Origin of the sequence: Algimonas porphyrae (genome assembly GCF_041429795.1) — a bacterium.
GTDB classification, from domain to species: Bacteria; Pseudomonadota; Alphaproteobacteria; order Caulobacterales; family Maricaulaceae; genus Litorimonas; species Litorimonas porphyrae.
Genome location: NZ_CP163424.1, coordinates 2,505,627 through 2,522,622, shown reverse-complemented (window position 1 = coordinate 2,522,622; position 16,996 = coordinate 2,505,627). Strand labels below are relative to the sequence as shown.

Sequence of the window (16,996 nt, the reverse complement as noted above, 5' to 3'; positions counted from 1 at the left end):
CCCTCGTGACGGATTTCAAGACAGAACTGGCCGGGGTCGCGCATGCGGTCGAGCAGGCACTCGCTCAGCATCTGCCCAGACCGGCAGGCGACCATGCCGTGGTTACGAAAGCCATGCGATATGCGGCGCTGGGCGGCGGCAAGCGATTGCGCCCCTTTCTGCTGGTCGAGGCGGCCCGAATGCTGGGTGGAGACACGGACGGGGCGTTGCTGGCGGGATGCGCGCTGGAGTGCATACATGTCTACAGCCTGATCCATGATGATCTGCCCTGTATGGATGATGACGATCTGCGCCGGGGGAAGCCGACGGTTCACAAGGCCTATGACGAAGCGATCGCTGTGCTGGCCGGGGACGGATTGCTGACCCATGCCTTCGCGCTGATGGCGGATGCCCGCGTTCATCCGGACCCGGCCCTGCGCCTGCGCCTGGTTGCGGAACTGGCGGCCGCGTCGGGGACCGACGGCATGATCGGCGGACAAGTCACAGACATCACGGTCGCCGAAGATGCGCGTGACACGGCACTGATCACGCGTCTGCAGGCCATGAAAACGGGTGCTTTAATCCGCTTTGCGACAAAAGCGGGCGGTCTGATCGCGGCGGCGGAGCCGCATGACCTCATGGCGCTGGATCGCTACGCTTCAGCACTGGGACTCGCCTTCCAGATCCAAGACGACATTTTGGATGTCGAAGGCGACATGGAGACGGTCGGCAAGGCGGTGGGAAAAGATGCGAACCTTGGAAAGGCCACATTCGTATCCACACTGGGACTTGACGGCGCGAAACAGAAAGCGCGTGAACTTGGTCAAACCGCAGGTGCGGCTCTTGCGCCCTATGGGGAAAAGGCGCAAACGCTGTTAGGGACCGTGGATTTTGTTTTAGAGCGCCGTCACTAGGCGCGCATTGGGTTGGAATTGATGGTCGACACGCCGCTGCTGGATACGGTTCACCTGCCAGCCGATATTCGCGAATTTTCCAGGGATCAGATCAAGCAACTGGCTGACGAAGTCCGCAGTGAGGTCATCGACGCTGTTTCGGTGACGGGCGGCCATCTGGGCGCGGGTCTCGGCGTGGTCGAACTGACCGTGGCGATCCACCATGTGTTCAATACGCCTGACGACAAGCTGATCTGGGATGTCGGTCATCAGTGCTATCCGCATAAGGTGCTGACCGGGCGGCGGGACCGCATCCGGACCCTGCGCAAAGGCGGCGGCCTGTCGGGCTTCACCAAGCGCGCCGAGAGCGACTATGATCCGTTCGGCGCGGCACATAGTTCCACCTCCATTTCCGCCGGCATGGGCTTTGCCGTGGCGCGCGATCTGGACGGGCGCGAAAACAGCGTGATTTCCGTTATCGGTGACGGGTCGATCACGGCGGGCATGGCCTATGAGGCGATGAACAATGCGGGCGCGTCGGATTCGCGCCAGATCGTGATCCTGAACGATAATGACATGTCGATTGCTCCGCCCGTCGGCGCGATGAGCCATCTCTTGTCCCGCACCGTGTCGTCAGGCGGCTACCAAGCCCTGCGCGGCGCGGCCAAGGCACTGGTCAAGGATGCCCCGCGCCCGATCAAGAATACGGCAAAAAAGGCCGAAGAATATACGCGCGGCATGTTTATGGGCGGCACCTGGTTCGAAGAGCTGGGCTTTCAGTATATCGGCCCGGTCGACGGCCATGACCTCGACGCGCTGATCCCGGTTCTGGAAAATGTCCGCGATATGAAAACTGGGCCCGTCCTGATCCATGTGGTCACACAGAAAGGCAAGGGTTACGCGCCAGCCGAAAACTCTGCTGACAAATATCACGGCGTGTCCAAGTTCAATGTGGTCACGGGCGAACAGTCCAAATCCATTCCCAATGCGCCCAGCTACACCAAGGTCTTTGCCAACAGCCTGATCCACGAAGCCCGCAAGGACGACCGCATCGTTGGCATAACGGCGGCCATGCCGGGCGGCACGGGCATGAAGGAATTCGGACAGGTCTTCCCGGAGCGCATGTTCGATGTCGGTATTGCCGAACAGCACGCCGTGACCTTTGCGGGCGGGCTGGCGGCGGACGGCTACAAGCCGTTCTGCGCGATCTATTCGACCTTCCTGCAGCGGGGCTATGATCAGGTCGTCCACGATATCTGTATTCAGAACCTGCCCGTGCGGTTCGCGATGGACCGGGCCGGACTGGTTGGGGCGGACGGACCGACTCATGCAGGCGCGTTCGACATCGCTTATCTGGGCTGTCTGCCCAACATGGTACTGATGGCCGCTGCCGACGAAGCGGAGCTGGCGCGGATGGTGGCGACAGCCGTGGCGCGTGATGATGGCCCGACCGGCTTTCGTTATGCGCGCGGCGAGGCGACCGGCATCGAAATTCCGGATGATCCGCAACCGCTTGAAATCGGCAAAGGCCGGATCTTGCGCGAAGGCTCTCAGGTCGCGATCTTCTCCTATGGCACACGCCTCGGTGAAGCCTTGCTGGCAGCTGAAAAACTCGACAGTCACGGCCTCTCGACAACGGTTGCCGATGCCCGTTTCGCCAAACCGCTGGATAGCGATCTGCTGCATCGATTGGCGCGAGAGCATGAGGTGCTGATTACTATCGAAGAGGGCTCCGTCGGGGGCTTCGGCGCTTTCTGCCTGCATACGCTCTCAGCCAGCGGTGCGCTCGATAATGGCGTGAAAATCCGCACCATGACCTTGCCTGATATTTTCATCGATCAGGACACGCCGGAAAAAATGTACCAGCAAGCCGGTCTGGACGCGGACGCCATCGTTGAACGCGTTTTCGCCGCGCTGGGCCGCGCCGGCGTGGAGAAGCGGGCTTAAGCTGCGATCAGTGCCTTCTGTCTGGAAAGGGCGTCCGTCATGGCGCGCATGAGCGCTTTGACTTTCGGGCTGGCTTTCAGGTCCGGATGGGTCAGTACCCAAAGCCCGTAGAGAGGCATGCCGGGCCGGCTGTCGAGCCTGACGAGATCCGGGTGCGGTTCGGCCATGAAACAGGCGGCGCGTGACAGGCCCTGACCACTGGCGAGCGCCAGAAATCTTGATTGAATATCCGGCATGATGATCCCGACGGGACAGTCCGGAAACGGGGAGTTGGCGATCCAGTCCGACTGCTTGTCAGCTGCGATCCACTTGCGGTCTTCGGGACGCGTCGTATCAAGATAATCCCGATGGGCATAATGATGGGTCGTGACATCGCATATTTTGCGTCCCACCAGATGTCCGGGCGGATTGGCCTGTCCCCGGATCACCACATCCGCGTCTCCCCTGTCCAGATCGGCCAGTTGGTCCGTCCCGACGATCGTCAGTTCGATATGGGGGTAGCGTTGCGCAAAGTCGCCAATGTCGCGCAGTAGCAGATATTGCAGGACTGCCTGCGGGATCGACAGACTGAGCGGCCCTGACAAGGTGTCGCCGGAGCGACGTTGCAGCCGCGTTGCGGCATGATCCAGCGCTTCCATCTGCTTTGCGACGGCAACACGTTCCAAGCCGTATTCGGTCGCCTGATATGCGCGCCCCAGCCGCGTAAAGAGCGGAGTCGGTTCTTTGGCCTCGATGGCTGCCAACCGCCTTGCAATTGTCGTGTGCGTCACGCCCAGCGCATCGCCCGATGCCCGCAGGGTCCCCTGTCGGTGCAACGTCAGGACAAGCCTGTGATCATCCCAGTCGCGCATACGCACTTGTAACGATTTTGCACCAACGGAACAGCAAAATTCGCGTATCAGGCTGAAAGTCCTTGGAATAGACCTGTATTCAGATCAAAAACATTCCAGAGGATACCCCATGATTAAGCCTATAAACTGCCTCCTGGCTTCCGCCTGCGGGGCAATGACTCTTGCCCTCTCAGCGTGCGCAAACGGTCCAGCCAGCGATCCAGCGATCCAGTCGGTCCAGGCTCAGCCCGTGACGCTTGACCTGAAAGCCGGGCAGATTTTGCAATTTGCCATGATCCGCCCGCGCGAGGGTGATGCGGCCAAGGCCGTCAGAGCGCGTTACTTCCAGACGGCAATTCCTTACGCGCAGAGCCTTGGGGATGAGTATCTTGGCAATCTGAGGGTCAAACGCACGATGCTGGGCGAGAATACGCCGCGCGGCATTGCGCTGTACGCCTTTCCGGACGCAGCCTCTCAGCAAGCGTTCCAGAACAGTCCCGACTGGGACGATTATCAGCGGATGCGCCGCGAAGGTTGGGCGGAACTGCATGTGTTCTCGGCAACCATTCCGTCCGATATGCAGCTGACATTTGATCCGGCCAGGGATTACACGCTGGCTGCCGCTTGGACACGGCCCGACACCATGGCGGATTATCAGGCCTATCTGGACGGGATCGAAGCGGACTTCGACATGATCGGCGCCCGATATGTGGCGCAGCTCAATCAGGTGACCCTTCAGTCGCAGACCGACGCGGCCGGAGATCCGTCGCAGCTGACAATCGTCGAATGGTCGGACGGACCTGACCTGCCGGGATTGCAGCGCACGCAGGGATATAAGGATCATGCGTCTGACTTTCAGACCGCCATATCGCGCTTCGATCTCTACTGGATCACCGTCCCCGACGCCTAATGGCGCGCTGCCTTCGACAAGGATTGCCGTCTCATCTAAGAGTTCGGAATGCGTGCCGATCTCTACCTCGTCCAACAAGGTCATTTCGATAGCCGGGCCCGGGCGCAGGCAGCGATCAGGGCTGGGCTGGTCTCGGTCAATGGACGCGTTCTGAAAAAGCCGTCGGCAACGATTGCGGACGGTGCGACCGTGATGGCTGGCGATCTGCATCCCTATGTGTCGCGCGGCGGGTTGAAACTGGCGCACGCGCTGGATGTTTTTGATGTCGATCCGTCGGGCCGGGTGTGTCTGGATGTAGGGAGTTCAACGGGCGGATTTACCGATGTGCTGCTCCGGCGCGGGGCGGTGCGGGTTTACGCGGTCGATGTCGGGCGGGATCAGTTGCACGTTTCATTGCGACAGGACGATCGGGTCGTCTCCATGGAGGGGCAGGATGCACGGGAATTGCGCGCGGACTTATTCGAGGCCGGACAGGATCAGGCGCTCGACCTGCTGGTCTGCGACGCATCTTTCATTTCCATCACCAAAGTGCTCGGCCCGGCCCTGACGCTCACCCGGGAGGCAGTGCTGCTGATCAAGCCGCAATTCGAAGTCGGGCGTTCGAATATCGGCAAGGGCGGGATTGTTCGCAGCGGCGCGGATGAGGCGTTGGAGGCGGTCAAACGCTGGCTGCGCGGCGAAGGCTGGCGCGTCCTGGCCGTGACGGACAGTCCGGTCAAAGGCGGGTCCGGCAATGCGGAATATCTGCTGCACGCGGTTCGGCGTTGATCACGCGCTCAATCGTCTGAGCCTGTCTGCGTCAGGGTCAGGGCGGCCAGTCCAAGCGTCACGAGGGCGATGACCACGCTGAATGCGTCCACGCCGCCGCCATCGAGCCAGCGTTTCAGGCTCAGCAGGATCAAAACCAGCGCAAGGCCTGACAGGGCGAGAGGGAGAGCGTTTTGTTTCATGACGATGGAAGCCTAGTCCTTTCCACTGGGCGGGTGAACAGGGATCGCAGACAAACCGAGCCTCTCGCTTGAAGCCATGCAGTCATGGCGTTAAGGGCGCGCGACGTTTTCAGACACTTTGTCCGGTTCATGACCATGCACGATTATCGCAGCCATACCTGCAACGCCCTTCGCTCCGACCATGTGGGGCTGACCGCCCGCCTGTCGGGCTGGGTTCACCGCAAGCGCGAGCACGCCAATGCGTTATTCATCGACCTGCGCGACCATTACGGAATCACGCAGGTCATCGTGCACGCGGACGCTGATTTCTACGAGACCGCCAAGCGCGTCCCGAGCGAGAGCGTCATCACGGTGACGGGCACAGTCGTCGCGCGCGACGCCGACGCGCAGAATGACAAGCTGGCCACGGGCGATATCGAGTTGCATGCGGATGTTTTCGTTGTGGAAAGCGCGGCCGAATCCCTGCCGCTGCCTGTCTTCGGCGAGCCGGACTATCCTGAAGATATCCGCCTGACGCACCGCTATCTCGACCTGCGTCGGGAGACGCTGCACAAGAACATCCTGCTGCGCGGGCAGGTCATCAACAGCCTGCGTCGTCGCATGATCGATCAGGGCTTTACCGAGTTCCAGACTCCGATCCTGACCGCGTCCAGCCCGGAAGGCGCACGCGATTTCCTCGTTCCGAGCCGCCTGAATCCCGGCAAATTCTACGCCCTGCCGCAAGCCCCGCAGCAGTTCAAACAGCTGATCATGGTGGCGGGTTTCGACCGCTACTTCCAGATCGCTCCCTGTTTCCGTGACGAAGATGCCCGTGCCGACCGTTCCCCCGGTGAGTTCTACCAGCTCGATGTGGAGATGAGTTTCGTCACGCAGGAAGATGTCTTCGGCGCGATCGAGCCCGTCATGGCAGGCGTATTCGAGGAATTTGCCGATGGTCGTAAGGTCGAAACGCCGTTCCCGCGCATTCCGTACCGCGAAGCCATGTCCAAATACGGCTCTGACAAGCCTGACCTGCGCAATCCGATCTTGCTCAAGGACGTGTCAGACTATTTCACGGATGAGAGCAAGACGGGTTTCGGTATCTTCGCCAAGATCACCGGTTCCGGCGGCAAGGTTATCGCCATTCCGGCACCCGGTGCGACGGACAGCCAGTCGCGCAAATTCTTCGACAGCCTGGACAAGTGGGCGAAGAAGGAAATGCAGGCGCCCGGTCTCGGCTATGCGCGCCTGCGTGAGGAAGACGGCGCCGTCGTCAGTCAGGATCCGGCGCTCAAGAATTTCGATCCCGCACACCTCAAGGCCCTGCTCGACGATATGGGGTTGAAAGCGGGCGACGGCGTCTTCTTCTCGGCAGGGAAAAAGGACGCGGCCTACAAGTTGGCAGGCGCGGCCCGCGACAAGATCGGTCATGATCTTGGCCTGATCGAAGAGGGCATCTTCAAATTCTGCTGGATCGTCGATTTCCCCATGTATGAGTGGGACGAGGACAATAAAAAGGTCGAATTCTCCCATAACCCGTTCTCCATGCCCCAAGGCGGGATGGCGGCGCTGGAAGCGGCGGATACGGTCGAGAAACAGCTGGATCTGCTGGCCTGGCAGTATGACATCGTCTGCAACGGCGTCGAGCTCAGCTCAGGCGCGATCCGGAACCACAAGCCGGACATCATGTATAAGGCATTCGAGTTGGCCGGTTACGACAAGTCCGTCGTCGATACGGAATTTGCCGGCATGATCAATGCGTTCAAATATGGCGCGCCGCCGCATGGCGGGATCGCACCGGGTGTCGACCGCATCGTCATGCTGCTCGCCGGTGTCGACACGATTCGCGATGTCATCCTGTTCCCGATGAACGGTCAGGCGCAGGATCTGATGATGAACGCCCCTGCCGAAGTCTCAAAGGAGCAGCTCAAGGAACTGCACCTGAAACTCGTGCCGGTCGAAAAGGACGCGTGAGCGACTCCGATCGATAACACGCGACGTATAAAGGACAGGTCTGACGGACTTCAAAACGCTGACTTGAGAGATGAAAAAGGCCGTCCGGTGAGGCGGCCTTTTGCTTGGGAGCAAATTCAGAGGGCTTGCGAGCCTAGCGCCGTGGCGGTCGGGCAGGGCGCGGAGCGTCCATAGCTTCGCGCGACTGTGTCAAATCGCGGTGCACGCGCTGCAGGCGGGACCGGGTCGGGCCGTCCGTTTCCACAGCGAGAAGGGTTTCGATGTCGAGGATGGCGCGGTCCATACCCTGCATCGCTTCGCGCATCCGGCGCGGATGATGGGGCGGTTGCGGGCGCGTCGGGGCGCTCATCGCACCTTCGCAATAACCGAGATTCAGCCCGTCGGGCAGGCGCGTGTTCATATTGCCGCAGGCCTGATCCAACTGTTCCTGCGTCAGGCCGACCACATGGGTCAGATCCGCGTCGGACAGATTGGTCTGATCGAGCGAGGCCTTTTCGAGATTGGCAAAGCCGAAGCGAACGCCGGTAAACTGCCCGCCATCCAGCGTTGCGCTGGACAGATCGGCATTGTCGAGCCGGGCGCGGTCGAAGTTGGAGCGGGTGAAGTCGACGGATGATGCGCTCGCGCTCATCAGATTGGCCGACTGGAAATCATTATCCGTGAAAGTGCCGCGCGTCAGTTCTGCACGGTGCAGATTGGCCTGGCGCATGGTGGAATGGGACAGGTTGGCTTCGGTCAGGGTCGCATCTTCGAGAACGGCGCCGCGCATGATGACCTGTTCGCCCTGAACACCATAAAGCATGGCTTTGCGGAAATGGGCGCCAGTAAGGTCCGACCCGTGCAGTTTTCCGCCCGACAAGTTGGAATTATTGAACAGAGATCCGGCGAAATTGGCATTTTTCAAGGTCATGCCGTTCATCCGCTTGCCCGACAGATCGCACTGCGCGCAGGAGCTGGATGAGGCATAGATACGCGTATCAACGCGCAGCTGCCCGCTTGCCGCCATCGGAAAAGTGATGAGGGGCAGAGCGAGCAGCGTGACGCCTAGCAAGACGCGGACCGATGTGGCTTGGGAGTAGTAGCGCACGAGAGGGTTATGCGCGGCCTTTTCCGGAGTCTCCACTTACGGAGTTGTAAGAAAGCAACCTTTTGTCAGTGAAGGTTGATGAATCCTTACTGATACGGATCACTGCATATCGCCATATTCCTGTCACGCGGGCGCTTTACGCACCGCCAAGGGAGGGGCATAAGCGCCCCGACTCCGATCCGGACCTTTGGACTGACGCAGATGGCATTTTTCAAACGGCTTTTTACCTGGTGGAACGGCGCGACGCTGGGCACACTCTTCTCCGTCAGTCGCGGCTTTGCGCAGGTTGGCGAGGATGATTTCGGCAATCGCTATTTCGAGGCCAAGAAAACCAGCCCGGAATATGAAGGCCGCAAGCGCCGCTGGGTGATCTATAAAGGCTATGCCGATCCGACGACTGTGTCGCCCGAATGGCATGGCTGGTTGCACCACACTTACGACGAAAAACCGGATGAACTCGGGATCAAGCGCCATGACTGGCAATTGCCGCATCAGCCCAATCTGACAGGGACGCCGCTGGCCTATAAGCCCAAGGGCTCGCTGGACCGGGGTGCGCGCCGCGATGAGGTGGCCGCTGATTACGAAGCCTGGTCGCCGGGCGACTGATATGGTCCGCGCCGCCCTGATCGTTTCCCTGATCGCTGCGATGCTGTCCCTGACGGGATGGGCATGGGCGCAGTCGACAGAGACCAATCTGATCGGTTCGGCGGTAGAGCTTCGCGCGCTGGACAAGGTTACGGCGCGGACATTCGACTATACGGTGCCGATCGGCGAGACGGTCGACTTTGGCAGCCTGACCATCCATGCGCGCCATTGCGAAAAGACGCCGCCGACGGAACTGCCGGAAACCTATGCCTTTCTGCAGATCGATGACCGTCAACTGACGGAGGACGGCGAAGAAGCCGAGGAGGGCGCACGGCTTTTTTCCGGCTGGATGTTCGCGTCCCGTCCCGCCATCAGCGCCCTCGATCACCGCGTCTATGATGTCTGGGTGATCGGCTGCGTCACACCGGACCCCGATACCGCAAACCCAAACGGGCTGCGCTGATCGCCATCGAAACCGGCGCGCCTGCGCCTTGGCGTTATTTACTACCTGCGATCCGAGAGGGGTGTCATGACGGATATGTCGCAACGCCGCCAAGGGGCTCTGACCGACCTGAAAGTCATTGAATGTGCGCAGCTCATTGCGGGGCCGTTTTGTGGGCAATTGCTGGCTGATCATGGCGCGCAGGTGATCAAGGTGGAACAGCCCGGCGTCGGCGATCCAATGCGGACATGGGGGCGCGACGGCTTTCCACTGAGCTGGGAAATCCTCGCGCGTAACAAGGAAAGCGTGTTTCTGAATCTGCGAGACGCAGACGGGCAGACCGCGTTGAAAGCCCTGGTCGCGGAAGCCGACATTCTGATCGAGAATTTCCGGCCCGGCACGATGGAGAAATGGGGCCTCAGTTATGAAACCCTGTCTGCGATCAATCCCGCACTGATTATGGTCCGCGTTTCGGGCTATGGCCAGACCGGGCCCTATGCAAAACGCGCGGGCTATGCGGCGGTCGGCGAAGCGATGGGGGGCTTGCGTGCGCTGATGGGTGACCCGGACCGGAAGCCGGCGCGCGCTGGCATCAGCCTGGGTGACAGCCTGGCCGGCATGTTCGCGACGATCGGCGCGCTCACGGCGCTGCATCACCGGGACCGCACGGGCGAAGGTCAGGTCGTCGATGCCAGCATTTACGAATCCGTGCTGGCGCTGACCGAGGCGACCATCCCGGAGCACGCGATCGAAGGGTTCACCCGGCAGCGCAGCGGCAGCTATCTGCCCGGCATTGCGCCGTCCAACATCTATGACTGCGCCGACGGGCAGGTCGTGATCGGCGCCAATCAGGATACGGTGTTCGCGCGACTGGCCGAGGCGATGGGCGCGCCGGAGCTGGCCAGCGATCCGCGCTACGGCGATCATGTGGCGCGCGGTGAGAACCAGATCGAGCTGGATGCGCGCATTACGGACTGGACGTCGCAACGTTCCGCTGATGCGGTGCAGGCGATCATGGACGATCACGGCGTTCCGTGCAGCAAGCTCTACCGGGCGGCGGACATGCTGACCGATCCGCATTATGCGGCGCGGGAGGCTGTGGTGACGGTTCAGAGCGACCGCTACGGCCAAGTGCCCATGCCAGGCGTGTTCCCGAAGCTCAGCAAGACGCCGGGAGCTGTTCGCCACAGTGGGAAGGGGACGCCCGATCTCTAATTCACTACTCTCGCCAACTCGATCGGCGAGCCCATCACCCAACTATGTCGGCTAGACGAGAGGGCGGGATGGACAGGCCTGTCAAGCCGGCCTGAGCGGGTTTATTGGGTGTCCAGCGCTGCCACCGCCGCCGCGTCCCTCGGCGTAATCTCGCCCTCGCCGCGGAAATATTTCCAGCTGCGGGCGCATTTGGTGGCGGCGCTGTCTTTTAGATCTTCCACGACGACACTGTCACCCGCAAGATCGGCTTCAGAGACGATCAGATAATCGGCCAGCACGTCGGATGGGTCGGTCGGATCGGCATAGACATCGTTACGGCTGACACCGAGCGCGTCGAGCGTTGCAACCAGATCGCCCGTCGGCGCAATGACCCGCGCTTCCAGAGAAGACTTGATGACCTTGTCCCGGCGCAGCGGTTCGATGGCTTCATTCACGCTGTCGCGGAAAGATCGAACCTGATCCATGTGATGGGCGAGGGCGGCGTTTTCCCACCGTTCCGGTGCGTTGCGGAAGTCCTCCAGATGGACGCTGGAGTCATGCCGGGTCTGCCAGACTTCTTCCATGGTGAAGGCCAGGATAGGGGCGAGCCAGGTCGTGAGCCGTTCGAAGATCGCCGCCATTACCGTGCGGCAGGCGCGCCGCCGCGTGCTGTCGAGCGGATCGCAATAGAGCGCGTCCTTTCGGATATCGAAATAGAAGGCCGACAGGTCGTTGGTGCAGAAATTGAACAACTCGGAATAGATGCGACGATGTTCGTGGTTTGCCACCCAGTCCTTATGCTTGCCCGTGATCGCGTGTAGCTGGTGCAGGACCCAGCGTTCCAGCGCCGGCATGTCATCATAGGACACGGCATCGGCCGCGTCATACCCGTCCAGCGCACCGACCAGATACCGCAGCGTGTTGCGCAGCTTGCGATAGGCATCGACATTGGTCTGGATGATATCCTTGCCGATCTTCAGATCGTTATGGACGTCGGATGACGCGACCCAGAGGCGGAGAATGTCGACGCCGAACTGTTTGGCAATATCCTGAGGGCTGACCGTATTGCCGAGTGATTTGGACATTTTCAGGCCCTTTTCATCGACCACGAACCCGTCCGTCATCACCGCCTTATAGGGTGCTTCGCCATAAACGGCGCAGCTCTCCAGCAGGCTCGATTGGAACCAGCCACGATGCTGGTCCGAGCCTTCGAGATAGAGGTCCGCGCGGTCCGGCAGGTCGTCGCGCTGCTTCAGGCAGAAGGCGTGGGTGCAACCACTGTCGAACCAGACGTCGAGAATGTCGGTGACCTTGGTCCAGCCTGCTTCGCCGCCCATGAAGTTCTCGGCGGGCGTGTCGAACCAGCCATCGACGCCCTGCTTACGCACGGCGGCGAGGATGCGGGCGTTGATCGCGTCCGCATCATCGCGGTCCGTGTGAAGATTGCCGTCCGCGTCGACAAGTATCGTGATCGGCACGCCCCAAGCGCGCTGACGGCTGACCAGCCAGTCAGGGCGATCCTCCACCATAGTGCGCAGGCGGTTGCGCCCGCGTTCGGGATAGAAGGTGGTCTTGTCGATCTCGGCCAAGGCCGTTTCGCGCAAGTTCCCCTTCGACATGGAGATGAACCATTGCGGCGTGGCGCGGCGCAGCACGGGGGCTTTGGATCGCCAGCTATGCGCGTCGCGCACCGTGATCGGCGCGCGGGCCAGCAAATTGCCCGCCTCGACTAGCGCCTTGATGACTTCTGCGTTCGCCTTGCCGTCCTGCCCGCGCTTCTTGCCGGACGTGCGGATGACGTCGAGCCCTTCAAAGCGAGGGCCAACGACGGATGTGTAGCAGCCCGCATCGTCGAGCGTCATGGGAACGGTCGAGTCCGCGCCGAGCGCCTCGATCTTGTCCGTATTGCTCATCCAGACATTGAAGTCGTCTTCACCGTGAGACGGAGCGGTGTGAACGAAGCCAGTGCCGGCATCGTCCGTGACATGGTCGCCGGGGAGGAGGGGGATGGGGTAGTCGAAGCTGTCCACGGTTCCGGCTAGGGGGTGAGAGAGGATGATTGCGCTCAGCTCGTCAGCCTCAACCGCGCGCAGGCGTTTGCTACTCGTGATATGGCTGGCCTTCGCGAGGTCATCCCAGAGCTTGTCCGCGACGATGAGGCGGTCGCCGACGGCTTGGCCGAGCGGAAAGCCCGGATCGCCGAGTTCGGTAATCTCGTAAAGGTCATAGGAAATTGTATCGGAATACGAGACCGCACGGTTGGCCGGGATGGTCCAAGGCGTGGTGGTCCAGATGGCAATTGAAGCTGATGCCAGATCAAGGGCAGGTCGCGTTCCAGTTTGAGAGGTATACTTAAACCCCCGCACAGGAAACCGCACATAAATCTGTGTCCCCTTCTTGTCGTGATACTCCACCTCCGCTTCAGCCAGCGCAGTCTGTTCCACTGGGCTCCACATGATCGGTTTGCTGCCGCGATAGAGTTGTCCGGTGCCTGCGATCTTGAGCAGTTCGGCGCAGATGTCGGCCTCGGACTCCGGCTTCATGGTGACGTAAGGATTGTCCCAGTCGCCGACCACGCCGAGGCGCTTGAACTCCTCGCGCTGCACGTCGAGCCATTCCTGGGCGTATTCGCGGCAACGGGCGCGGAATTCGGATGCGGGGACGTCGTCCTTGCTGCGGCCCTTGCTCCGGAATTCCTCTTCGACCTTCCATTCGATCGGCAGGCCGTGACAGTCCCAGCCCGGCACGTAATTGGCGTCATAGCCAGCCATCTGGTGGGACCGGTTGACCATGTCCTTGTGGATCTTGTTCAGCGCCGTGCCCATATGGATGTGGCCGTTGGCATAGGGCGGACCGTCATGCAGGCAGTATTGCGGGCGGCCCTTGGAACGCTTGCGCAGCGCCGCATAGAGGTTCATCGCCTGCCACTGTTTCAGCCATTCCGGCTCCGCCTTGGGCAGGCCGGCGCGCATGGGAAAATCGGTCTTCGGGAGGAAGAGCGTGTCGCGATAATCCCTGGTTTCTGGGGCGCGGGGTGAGTCGGTCATGAGAGTGTCTTTGGTCTGAATTGTCGAGGCGGCGAATCCCGATACGCGGCGCCGGATGTCAGGCGCGTATCGGGCCAGTAATTCGAATGATCCTCAACATGGCACGCGGTTAGCGCCGCCGGTGGACGAAAGCAAGTTAGCCGCTCTGTAAAGCGTCTTCATCCTCCAGCCCGAAGAAGATCCCGCGCTCGGCCGCATGCAGATCGATCAGATGGCGGATATCCCGCGCGTTGGACAGGTTCGCGATCCCGAAGCCGAGACCGCCTGCGAGCAGGCTCAGATAGGCCACGACGAGCAACCAAACGAACACCGTGCCGCCCTCGTTCAGGGCGAACAGGCTGCGGAACATATCGGCCGGCGATCCGGGAAAGATCAGATTCAACACTGTAATGATGACCACAGGGATCGTCACATTCGCGACGACCGTGATGCGGAAGGCGGCGCTGGCCTGTTCCTGATTGACGACGGCGAAGGTGCGGAGCGTCTTGATGCGCGACAGGGACCGGTCCGCGAGGAGCCGGTCCAGGTTGCCGGCGCCGGAGCGCTGGAGGAGCGTCATGATCCTGTGTCGCGACAAGCGCGAACTGATGCCGATATTCCAGCTCGGCCCAAGGCTCAGCCTGCGGATTGGAAACAGAGACTGGATTGCGTCCCAGTCCGCTCTGGCCGTTGCGTCCGTCATGGGTGATCGCTGCCATAGGGCTGGACACAGGTCAAAGCCGCGATGCGGGATTGCCCTATGATACGCCTATGAAACATCTGATCCTGGCGTCCGCCCTCTGTCTGTCTGCTCTCTCACTCTCTGCCTGTGTCGCCACGGTGAACGCGCCCGGGGTCACCTCTGCCACGGCGCAGACGGTCCCCGTCAAACAGACGGATTTCGCCTATCCTCACGTTAAACGGCCCAATCTTCTGGTCGCCGATCTGGAGCGGTCGCTCGTCATCTACCGCGATATTCTCGGTTTCGAGGATGCGCCAATCGGGACCAGTGGCCTCGATAGCTATTCCTATCCTGTCTTCAATATTCCGCGGGAGGCGCGCATGCGTTACACCTATCTGGGCGAGCCGGGGGAAGACCGGGTGCTGGGCTTGACCGAAGTCAGCAATGTCGACCTGCCGCGCCCGGCGGACCGCCCTTATATGAGCACGGTCGTGATCGGCATTACCGGGTTTGACGCAATCTATGAAAAACTCGCGGCCCTGGGTCTCGACATGACGGAGCCGAAAGTGTCCGGCGGAACGGAGTTCACCTTCAAGGAAGGGCGTTTCGTCGATCCGGATGGCCACATGATCGTGATCTATGAGGTCCTGGACTAGCGCGGAAACAGATCACGGCGCTTCCGGTCGGTCTCGGCCTTGGCTTCGACCAGAATGTCGCGTTTCACTCGCGCAAGGGTGAAGCCCAGATTGCGCCGTCGCAACGTCCCATCGGCAAGCGCCAGCAGCTTGGCCCTGTAGGCGTCAGGATGGCGCCGCATCATGTCGGCGTGAAGACTGCGAATCATCAGAATATGACAGCCCCGGAACAGGCTGAAATAGAGCGCAGCAAAACCGACCATAACGGCGGTGTGGTCGAGCGTCACCGGATCGGGGCTGATCACGCGCAGCAGCAGAAGCATGGCCAGCAGCGCACTCGCTGCGGGCAGCACGCTGCGCAGGAGCCAGCATCGCAGACTGAGCCAGCGATTGGAGAGACTTTCGGGACTCATGAGCGTCTTATACGCGAAATTCCGCCGGATTGGAGTCGCGACATGGCGTCTCGCCCGCTAGACTATCCGCATGACCCAGACTTTCGATCTCATCATTCGCGGCGGCACGGTCGTCAATCAGTCCGGACGCCTGCAGGCCGATGTCGGCATCACAGACGGCAAGATCGTTGCCATCGGCGCGCTGGGCCAGGCCAGTGGTGGTAAAGTCGTCGATGCGACCGGGCTGCATGTGCTGCCCGGCGTGATCGACAGTCAGGTTCATTTTCGGGAGCCGGGTCCGACGCATAAGGAAGATCTGCGGTCGGGGTCGATGGGGGCCGTGCTGGGCGGTGTGACGGGCGTTTTCGAAATGCCCAACACCAATCCGACCACCTCTACGGCGGCCATGCTGCAGGACAAGCTCGACCGGGCCGCGGGCAAGAAGGACCATGGCGGCATGTTTTGCAATTACGCCTTCTATGTCGGAGGCACACACGCCAATGCTGATCACCTGCATGAGCTGGAACGCCTGCCGGGCTGTTGCGGGGTGAAGGTCTTCATGGGAGCATCGACGGGTGATCTGCTGATTGCCGACGACGAAGGGCTGCGTCGCGTTCTGAAAAGCATCAACCGTCGCGCCAGCTTTCATTCTGAGGACGAAGCCCGGATGAGCGAACGTCGTCATCTGGCGCGGGACGGCGACTGGACGTCACATACGGATGTGCGCGACAAGCAGTCGGCGATTATTTCGACCGAGCGTTTGATCCGTATGGCGCGCGAAGCCAATAAGCGCATTCACGTGCTGCATATTTCGACGGCGGAAGAGGTGCCACTGCTGGCTGCGAACAAGGATCTTGTAACCTGCGAGATCCTGCCGAACCACCTCTCAATTTACGGGCCCGAAGCATATGAGCAGCTTGAGGGTCGAGTGCAACAGAACCCGCCGATCCGTGACTATGAAAATGCCCAAGGCTTGTGGGAAGGAGTCCGAAACGGCACGTTCGACGTGATGGGCACGGACCATGCGCCGCATACGCTGGAAGAGAAATCCATGCCTTATCCGGCGTCGCCTTCGGGCATGCCGGGTGTGCAGACTTTCGTCCCGCTCATGCTGGATTGGGTCAATAAGGGCGCGCTGAGCCTGGAACGTTTTGTCGATTTGACCAGCCACGGCGTCAACCGCGTCTGGGGCGTGATCGGCAAGGGCCGGCTGGCCGTCGGCTATGATGCGGATATCACCATCGTCGACATGAAGGAAAAGCGTGTGATCCGCGACTCCGATCAGGCCAATCGCTCCGGCTGGACGCCCTATGACGGGCGCGAAGTGCAAGGCTGGCCAACCCATACGATCATCGACGGACGGATCGTCATGCAGGACGACACGATCATCGGCGATGCGCAAGGACAAGCCTACCGTTTTCACGAAAGTCTCTGAGCTGGATCGGCTTGACACGACAGCTGTCGTCAATTATCGTTTAACGATAAGGAGAC

Annotated in this window: 16 protein-coding genes; 10 read left to right on the top strand and 6 right to left on the bottom strand. The window is 60.9% G+C overall.

The features are described 5' to 3' along the window. Positions 1–5 precede the first annotated feature (5 nt). Positions 6–893 (top strand): polyprenyl synthetase family protein, encoded by an 888-nt coding sequence (locus tag AB6B39_RS12325; RefSeq protein WP_284369909.1) that lies wholly within the window; start codon positions 6–8, stop codon positions 891–893. Positions 894–911: 18 nt separating this feature from the next. After that, entirely contained in the window at positions 912–2,819 is a 1,908-nt protein-coding gene (gene dxs, locus AB6B39_RS12320) for a 1-deoxy-D-xylulose-5-phosphate synthase (RefSeq protein WP_348520151.1), read from the top strand. Here the strand turns inward: dxs and AB6B39_RS12315 are convergent. Then, positions 2,816–3,670 (bottom strand): LysR family transcriptional regulator, encoded by an 855-nt coding sequence (locus tag AB6B39_RS12315; RefSeq protein ID WP_371398602.1) that lies wholly within the window; start codon positions 3,668–3,670, stop codon positions 2,816–2,818. The genes dxs and AB6B39_RS12315 overlap by 4 nt on opposite strands. A 229-nt stretch (positions 3,671–3,899) precedes the next feature. Here AB6B39_RS12315 and AB6B39_RS12310 point away from each other — a divergent pair, with 229 nt between their 5' ends. Beyond that, a complete protein-coding gene (locus AB6B39_RS12310) occupies positions 3,900–4,559 on the top strand; it encodes a hypothetical protein (protein ID WP_284369915.1) in 660 nt (219 codons plus the stop codon). A 48-nt stretch (positions 4,560–4,607) separates the two neighbouring features. Continuing rightward, positions 4,608–5,327 (top strand): TlyA family RNA methyltransferase, encoded by a 720-nt coding sequence (locus AB6B39_RS12305; protein ID WP_284369917.1) that lies wholly within the window; start codon positions 4,608–4,610, stop codon positions 5,325–5,327. Between the two features lie 8 nt (positions 5,328–5,335). Here AB6B39_RS12305 and AB6B39_RS12300 read toward each other — a convergent pair whose 3' ends face one another. Further along, complete coding sequence (locus AB6B39_RS12300) at positions 5,336–5,509, bottom strand: hypothetical protein (protein WP_284369918.1); 174 nt, start codon at positions 5,507–5,509, stop codon at positions 5,336–5,338. A 135-nt stretch (positions 5,510–5,644) separates the two neighbouring features. Between AB6B39_RS12300 and aspS the strand changes: the two genes are divergently transcribed. Beyond that, positions 5,645–7,462 carry an aspartate--tRNA ligase gene (gene aspS, locus AB6B39_RS12295; protein ID WP_348520152.1) on the top strand — a complete coding sequence of 606 codons (1,818 nt, stop codon included), beginning with the start codon at positions 5,645–5,647 and terminating at the stop codon, positions 7,460–7,462. A gap of 133 nt (positions 7,463–7,595) precedes the next feature. On the opposite strand, the gene AB6B39_RS12290 is transcribed toward aspS, so the two are convergent. Then, on the bottom strand, positions 7,596–8,549 hold the full coding sequence (locus tag AB6B39_RS12290; protein ID WP_284369921.1) for a pentapeptide repeat-containing protein: 954 nt from the start codon (positions 8,547–8,549) through the stop codon (positions 7,596–7,598). Positions 8,550–8,750: 201 nt separating this feature from the next. Between AB6B39_RS12290 and AB6B39_RS12285 the strand changes: the two genes are divergently transcribed. From AB6B39_RS12285 to AB6B39_RS12275, 3 genes are all read left to right on the top strand, one after another. Beyond that, complete coding sequence (locus AB6B39_RS12285) at positions 8,751–9,155, top strand: NADH:ubiquinone oxidoreductase subunit NDUFA12 (protein ID WP_284369923.1); 405 nt, start codon at positions 8,751–8,753, stop codon at positions 9,153–9,155. 1 nt (position 9,156) lies between these two features. Continuing rightward, entirely contained in the window at positions 9,157–9,597 is a 441-nt protein-coding gene (locus AB6B39_RS12280; RefSeq protein ID WP_284369925.1) for a DUF2155 domain-containing protein, read from the top strand. Positions 9,598–9,663: 66 nt separating this feature from the next. Next, complete coding sequence (locus AB6B39_RS12275) at positions 9,664–10,791, top strand: CaiB/BaiF CoA transferase family protein (RefSeq protein WP_284369927.1); 1,128 nt, start codon at positions 9,664–9,666, stop codon at positions 10,789–10,791. Between the two features lie 101 nt (positions 10,792–10,892). Here the strand turns inward: AB6B39_RS12275 and ileS are convergent, their stop codons facing one another. Then, on the bottom strand, positions 10,893–13,817 hold the full coding sequence (gene ileS / locus AB6B39_RS12270) for an isoleucine--tRNA ligase (protein WP_284369929.1): 2,925 nt from the start codon (positions 13,815–13,817) through the stop codon (positions 10,893–10,895). Between the two features lie 136 nt (positions 13,818–13,953). Then, positions 13,954–14,499: a hypothetical protein gene (locus AB6B39_RS12265; protein WP_284369931.1), complete on the bottom strand. Its 546-nt coding sequence runs from the start codon at positions 14,497–14,499 to the stop codon at positions 13,954–13,956. A 68-nt stretch (positions 14,500–14,567) separates the two neighbouring features. Between AB6B39_RS12265 and AB6B39_RS12260 the strand changes: the two genes are divergently transcribed. After that, positions 14,568–15,134 carry a VOC family protein gene (locus AB6B39_RS12260; protein ID WP_284369934.1) on the top strand — a complete coding sequence of 189 codons (567 nt, stop codon included), beginning with the start codon at positions 14,568–14,570 and terminating at the stop codon, positions 15,132–15,134. On the opposite strand, the gene AB6B39_RS12255 is transcribed toward AB6B39_RS12260, so the two are convergent. Further along, a complete protein-coding gene (locus tag AB6B39_RS12255) occupies positions 15,131–15,526 on the bottom strand; it encodes a hypothetical protein (RefSeq protein ID WP_284369936.1) in 396 nt (131 codons plus the stop codon). The two genes, AB6B39_RS12260 and AB6B39_RS12255, sit on opposite strands and share 4 nt — an antisense overlap. Before the next feature lie 70 nt (positions 15,527–15,596). Between AB6B39_RS12255 and AB6B39_RS12250 the strand changes: the two genes are divergently transcribed. After that, entirely contained in the window at positions 15,597–16,940 is a 1,344-nt protein-coding gene (locus tag AB6B39_RS12250) for a dihydroorotase (protein WP_284369938.1), read from the top strand. Positions 16,941–16,996 lie beyond the last annotated feature (56 nt).

Bases quoted from the DNA above. Each gene is read 5' to 3' on its own strand.
- AB6B39_RS12255 (WP_284369936.1), bottom strand. From the start codon at position 15,526: ATGAGTCCCGAAAGTCTCTCCAATCGCTGGCTCAGTCTGCGATGCTGG.
- AB6B39_RS12300 (WP_284369918.1), bottom strand. From the start codon at position 5,509: ATGAAACAAAACGCTCTCCCTCTCGCCCTGTCAGGCCTTGCGCTGGTT.
- AB6B39_RS12250 (WP_284369938.1), top strand. From the start codon at position 15,597: ATGACCCAGACTTTCGATCTCATCATTCGCGGCGGCACGGTCGTCAAT.
- AB6B39_RS12260 (WP_284369934.1), top strand. From the start codon at position 14,568: ATGAAACATCTGATCCTGGCGTCCGCCCTCTGTCTGTCTGCTCTCTCA.
- AB6B39_RS12265 (WP_284369931.1), bottom strand. From the start codon at position 14,499: ATGACGGACGCAACGGCCAGAGCGGACTGGGACGCAATCCAGTCTCTG.
- AB6B39_RS12315 (WP_371398602.1), bottom strand. From the start codon at position 3,670: ATGCGCGACTGGGATGATCACAGGCTTGTCCTGACGTTGCACCGACAG.
- AB6B39_RS12305 (WP_284369917.1), top strand. From the start codon at position 4,608: ATGCGTGCCGATCTCTACCTCGTCCAACAAGGTCATTTCGATAGCCGG.
- AB6B39_RS12275 (WP_284369927.1), top strand. From the start codon at position 9,664: ATGACGGATATGTCGCAACGCCGCCAAGGGGCTCTGACCGACCTGAAA.
- AB6B39_RS12285 (WP_284369923.1), top strand. From the start codon at position 8,751: ATGGCATTTTTCAAACGGCTTTTTACCTGGTGGAACGGCGCGACGCTG.
- aspS (WP_348520152.1), top strand. From the start codon at position 5,645: ATGCACGATTATCGCAGCCATACCTGCAACGCCCTTCGCTCCGACCAT.
- AB6B39_RS12280 (WP_284369925.1), top strand. From the start codon at position 9,157: ATGGTCCGCGCCGCCCTGATCGTTTCCCTGATCGCTGCGATGCTGTCC.
- ileS (WP_284369929.1), bottom strand. From the start codon at position 13,817: ATGACCGACTCACCCCGCGCCCCAGAAACCAGGGATTATCGCGACACG.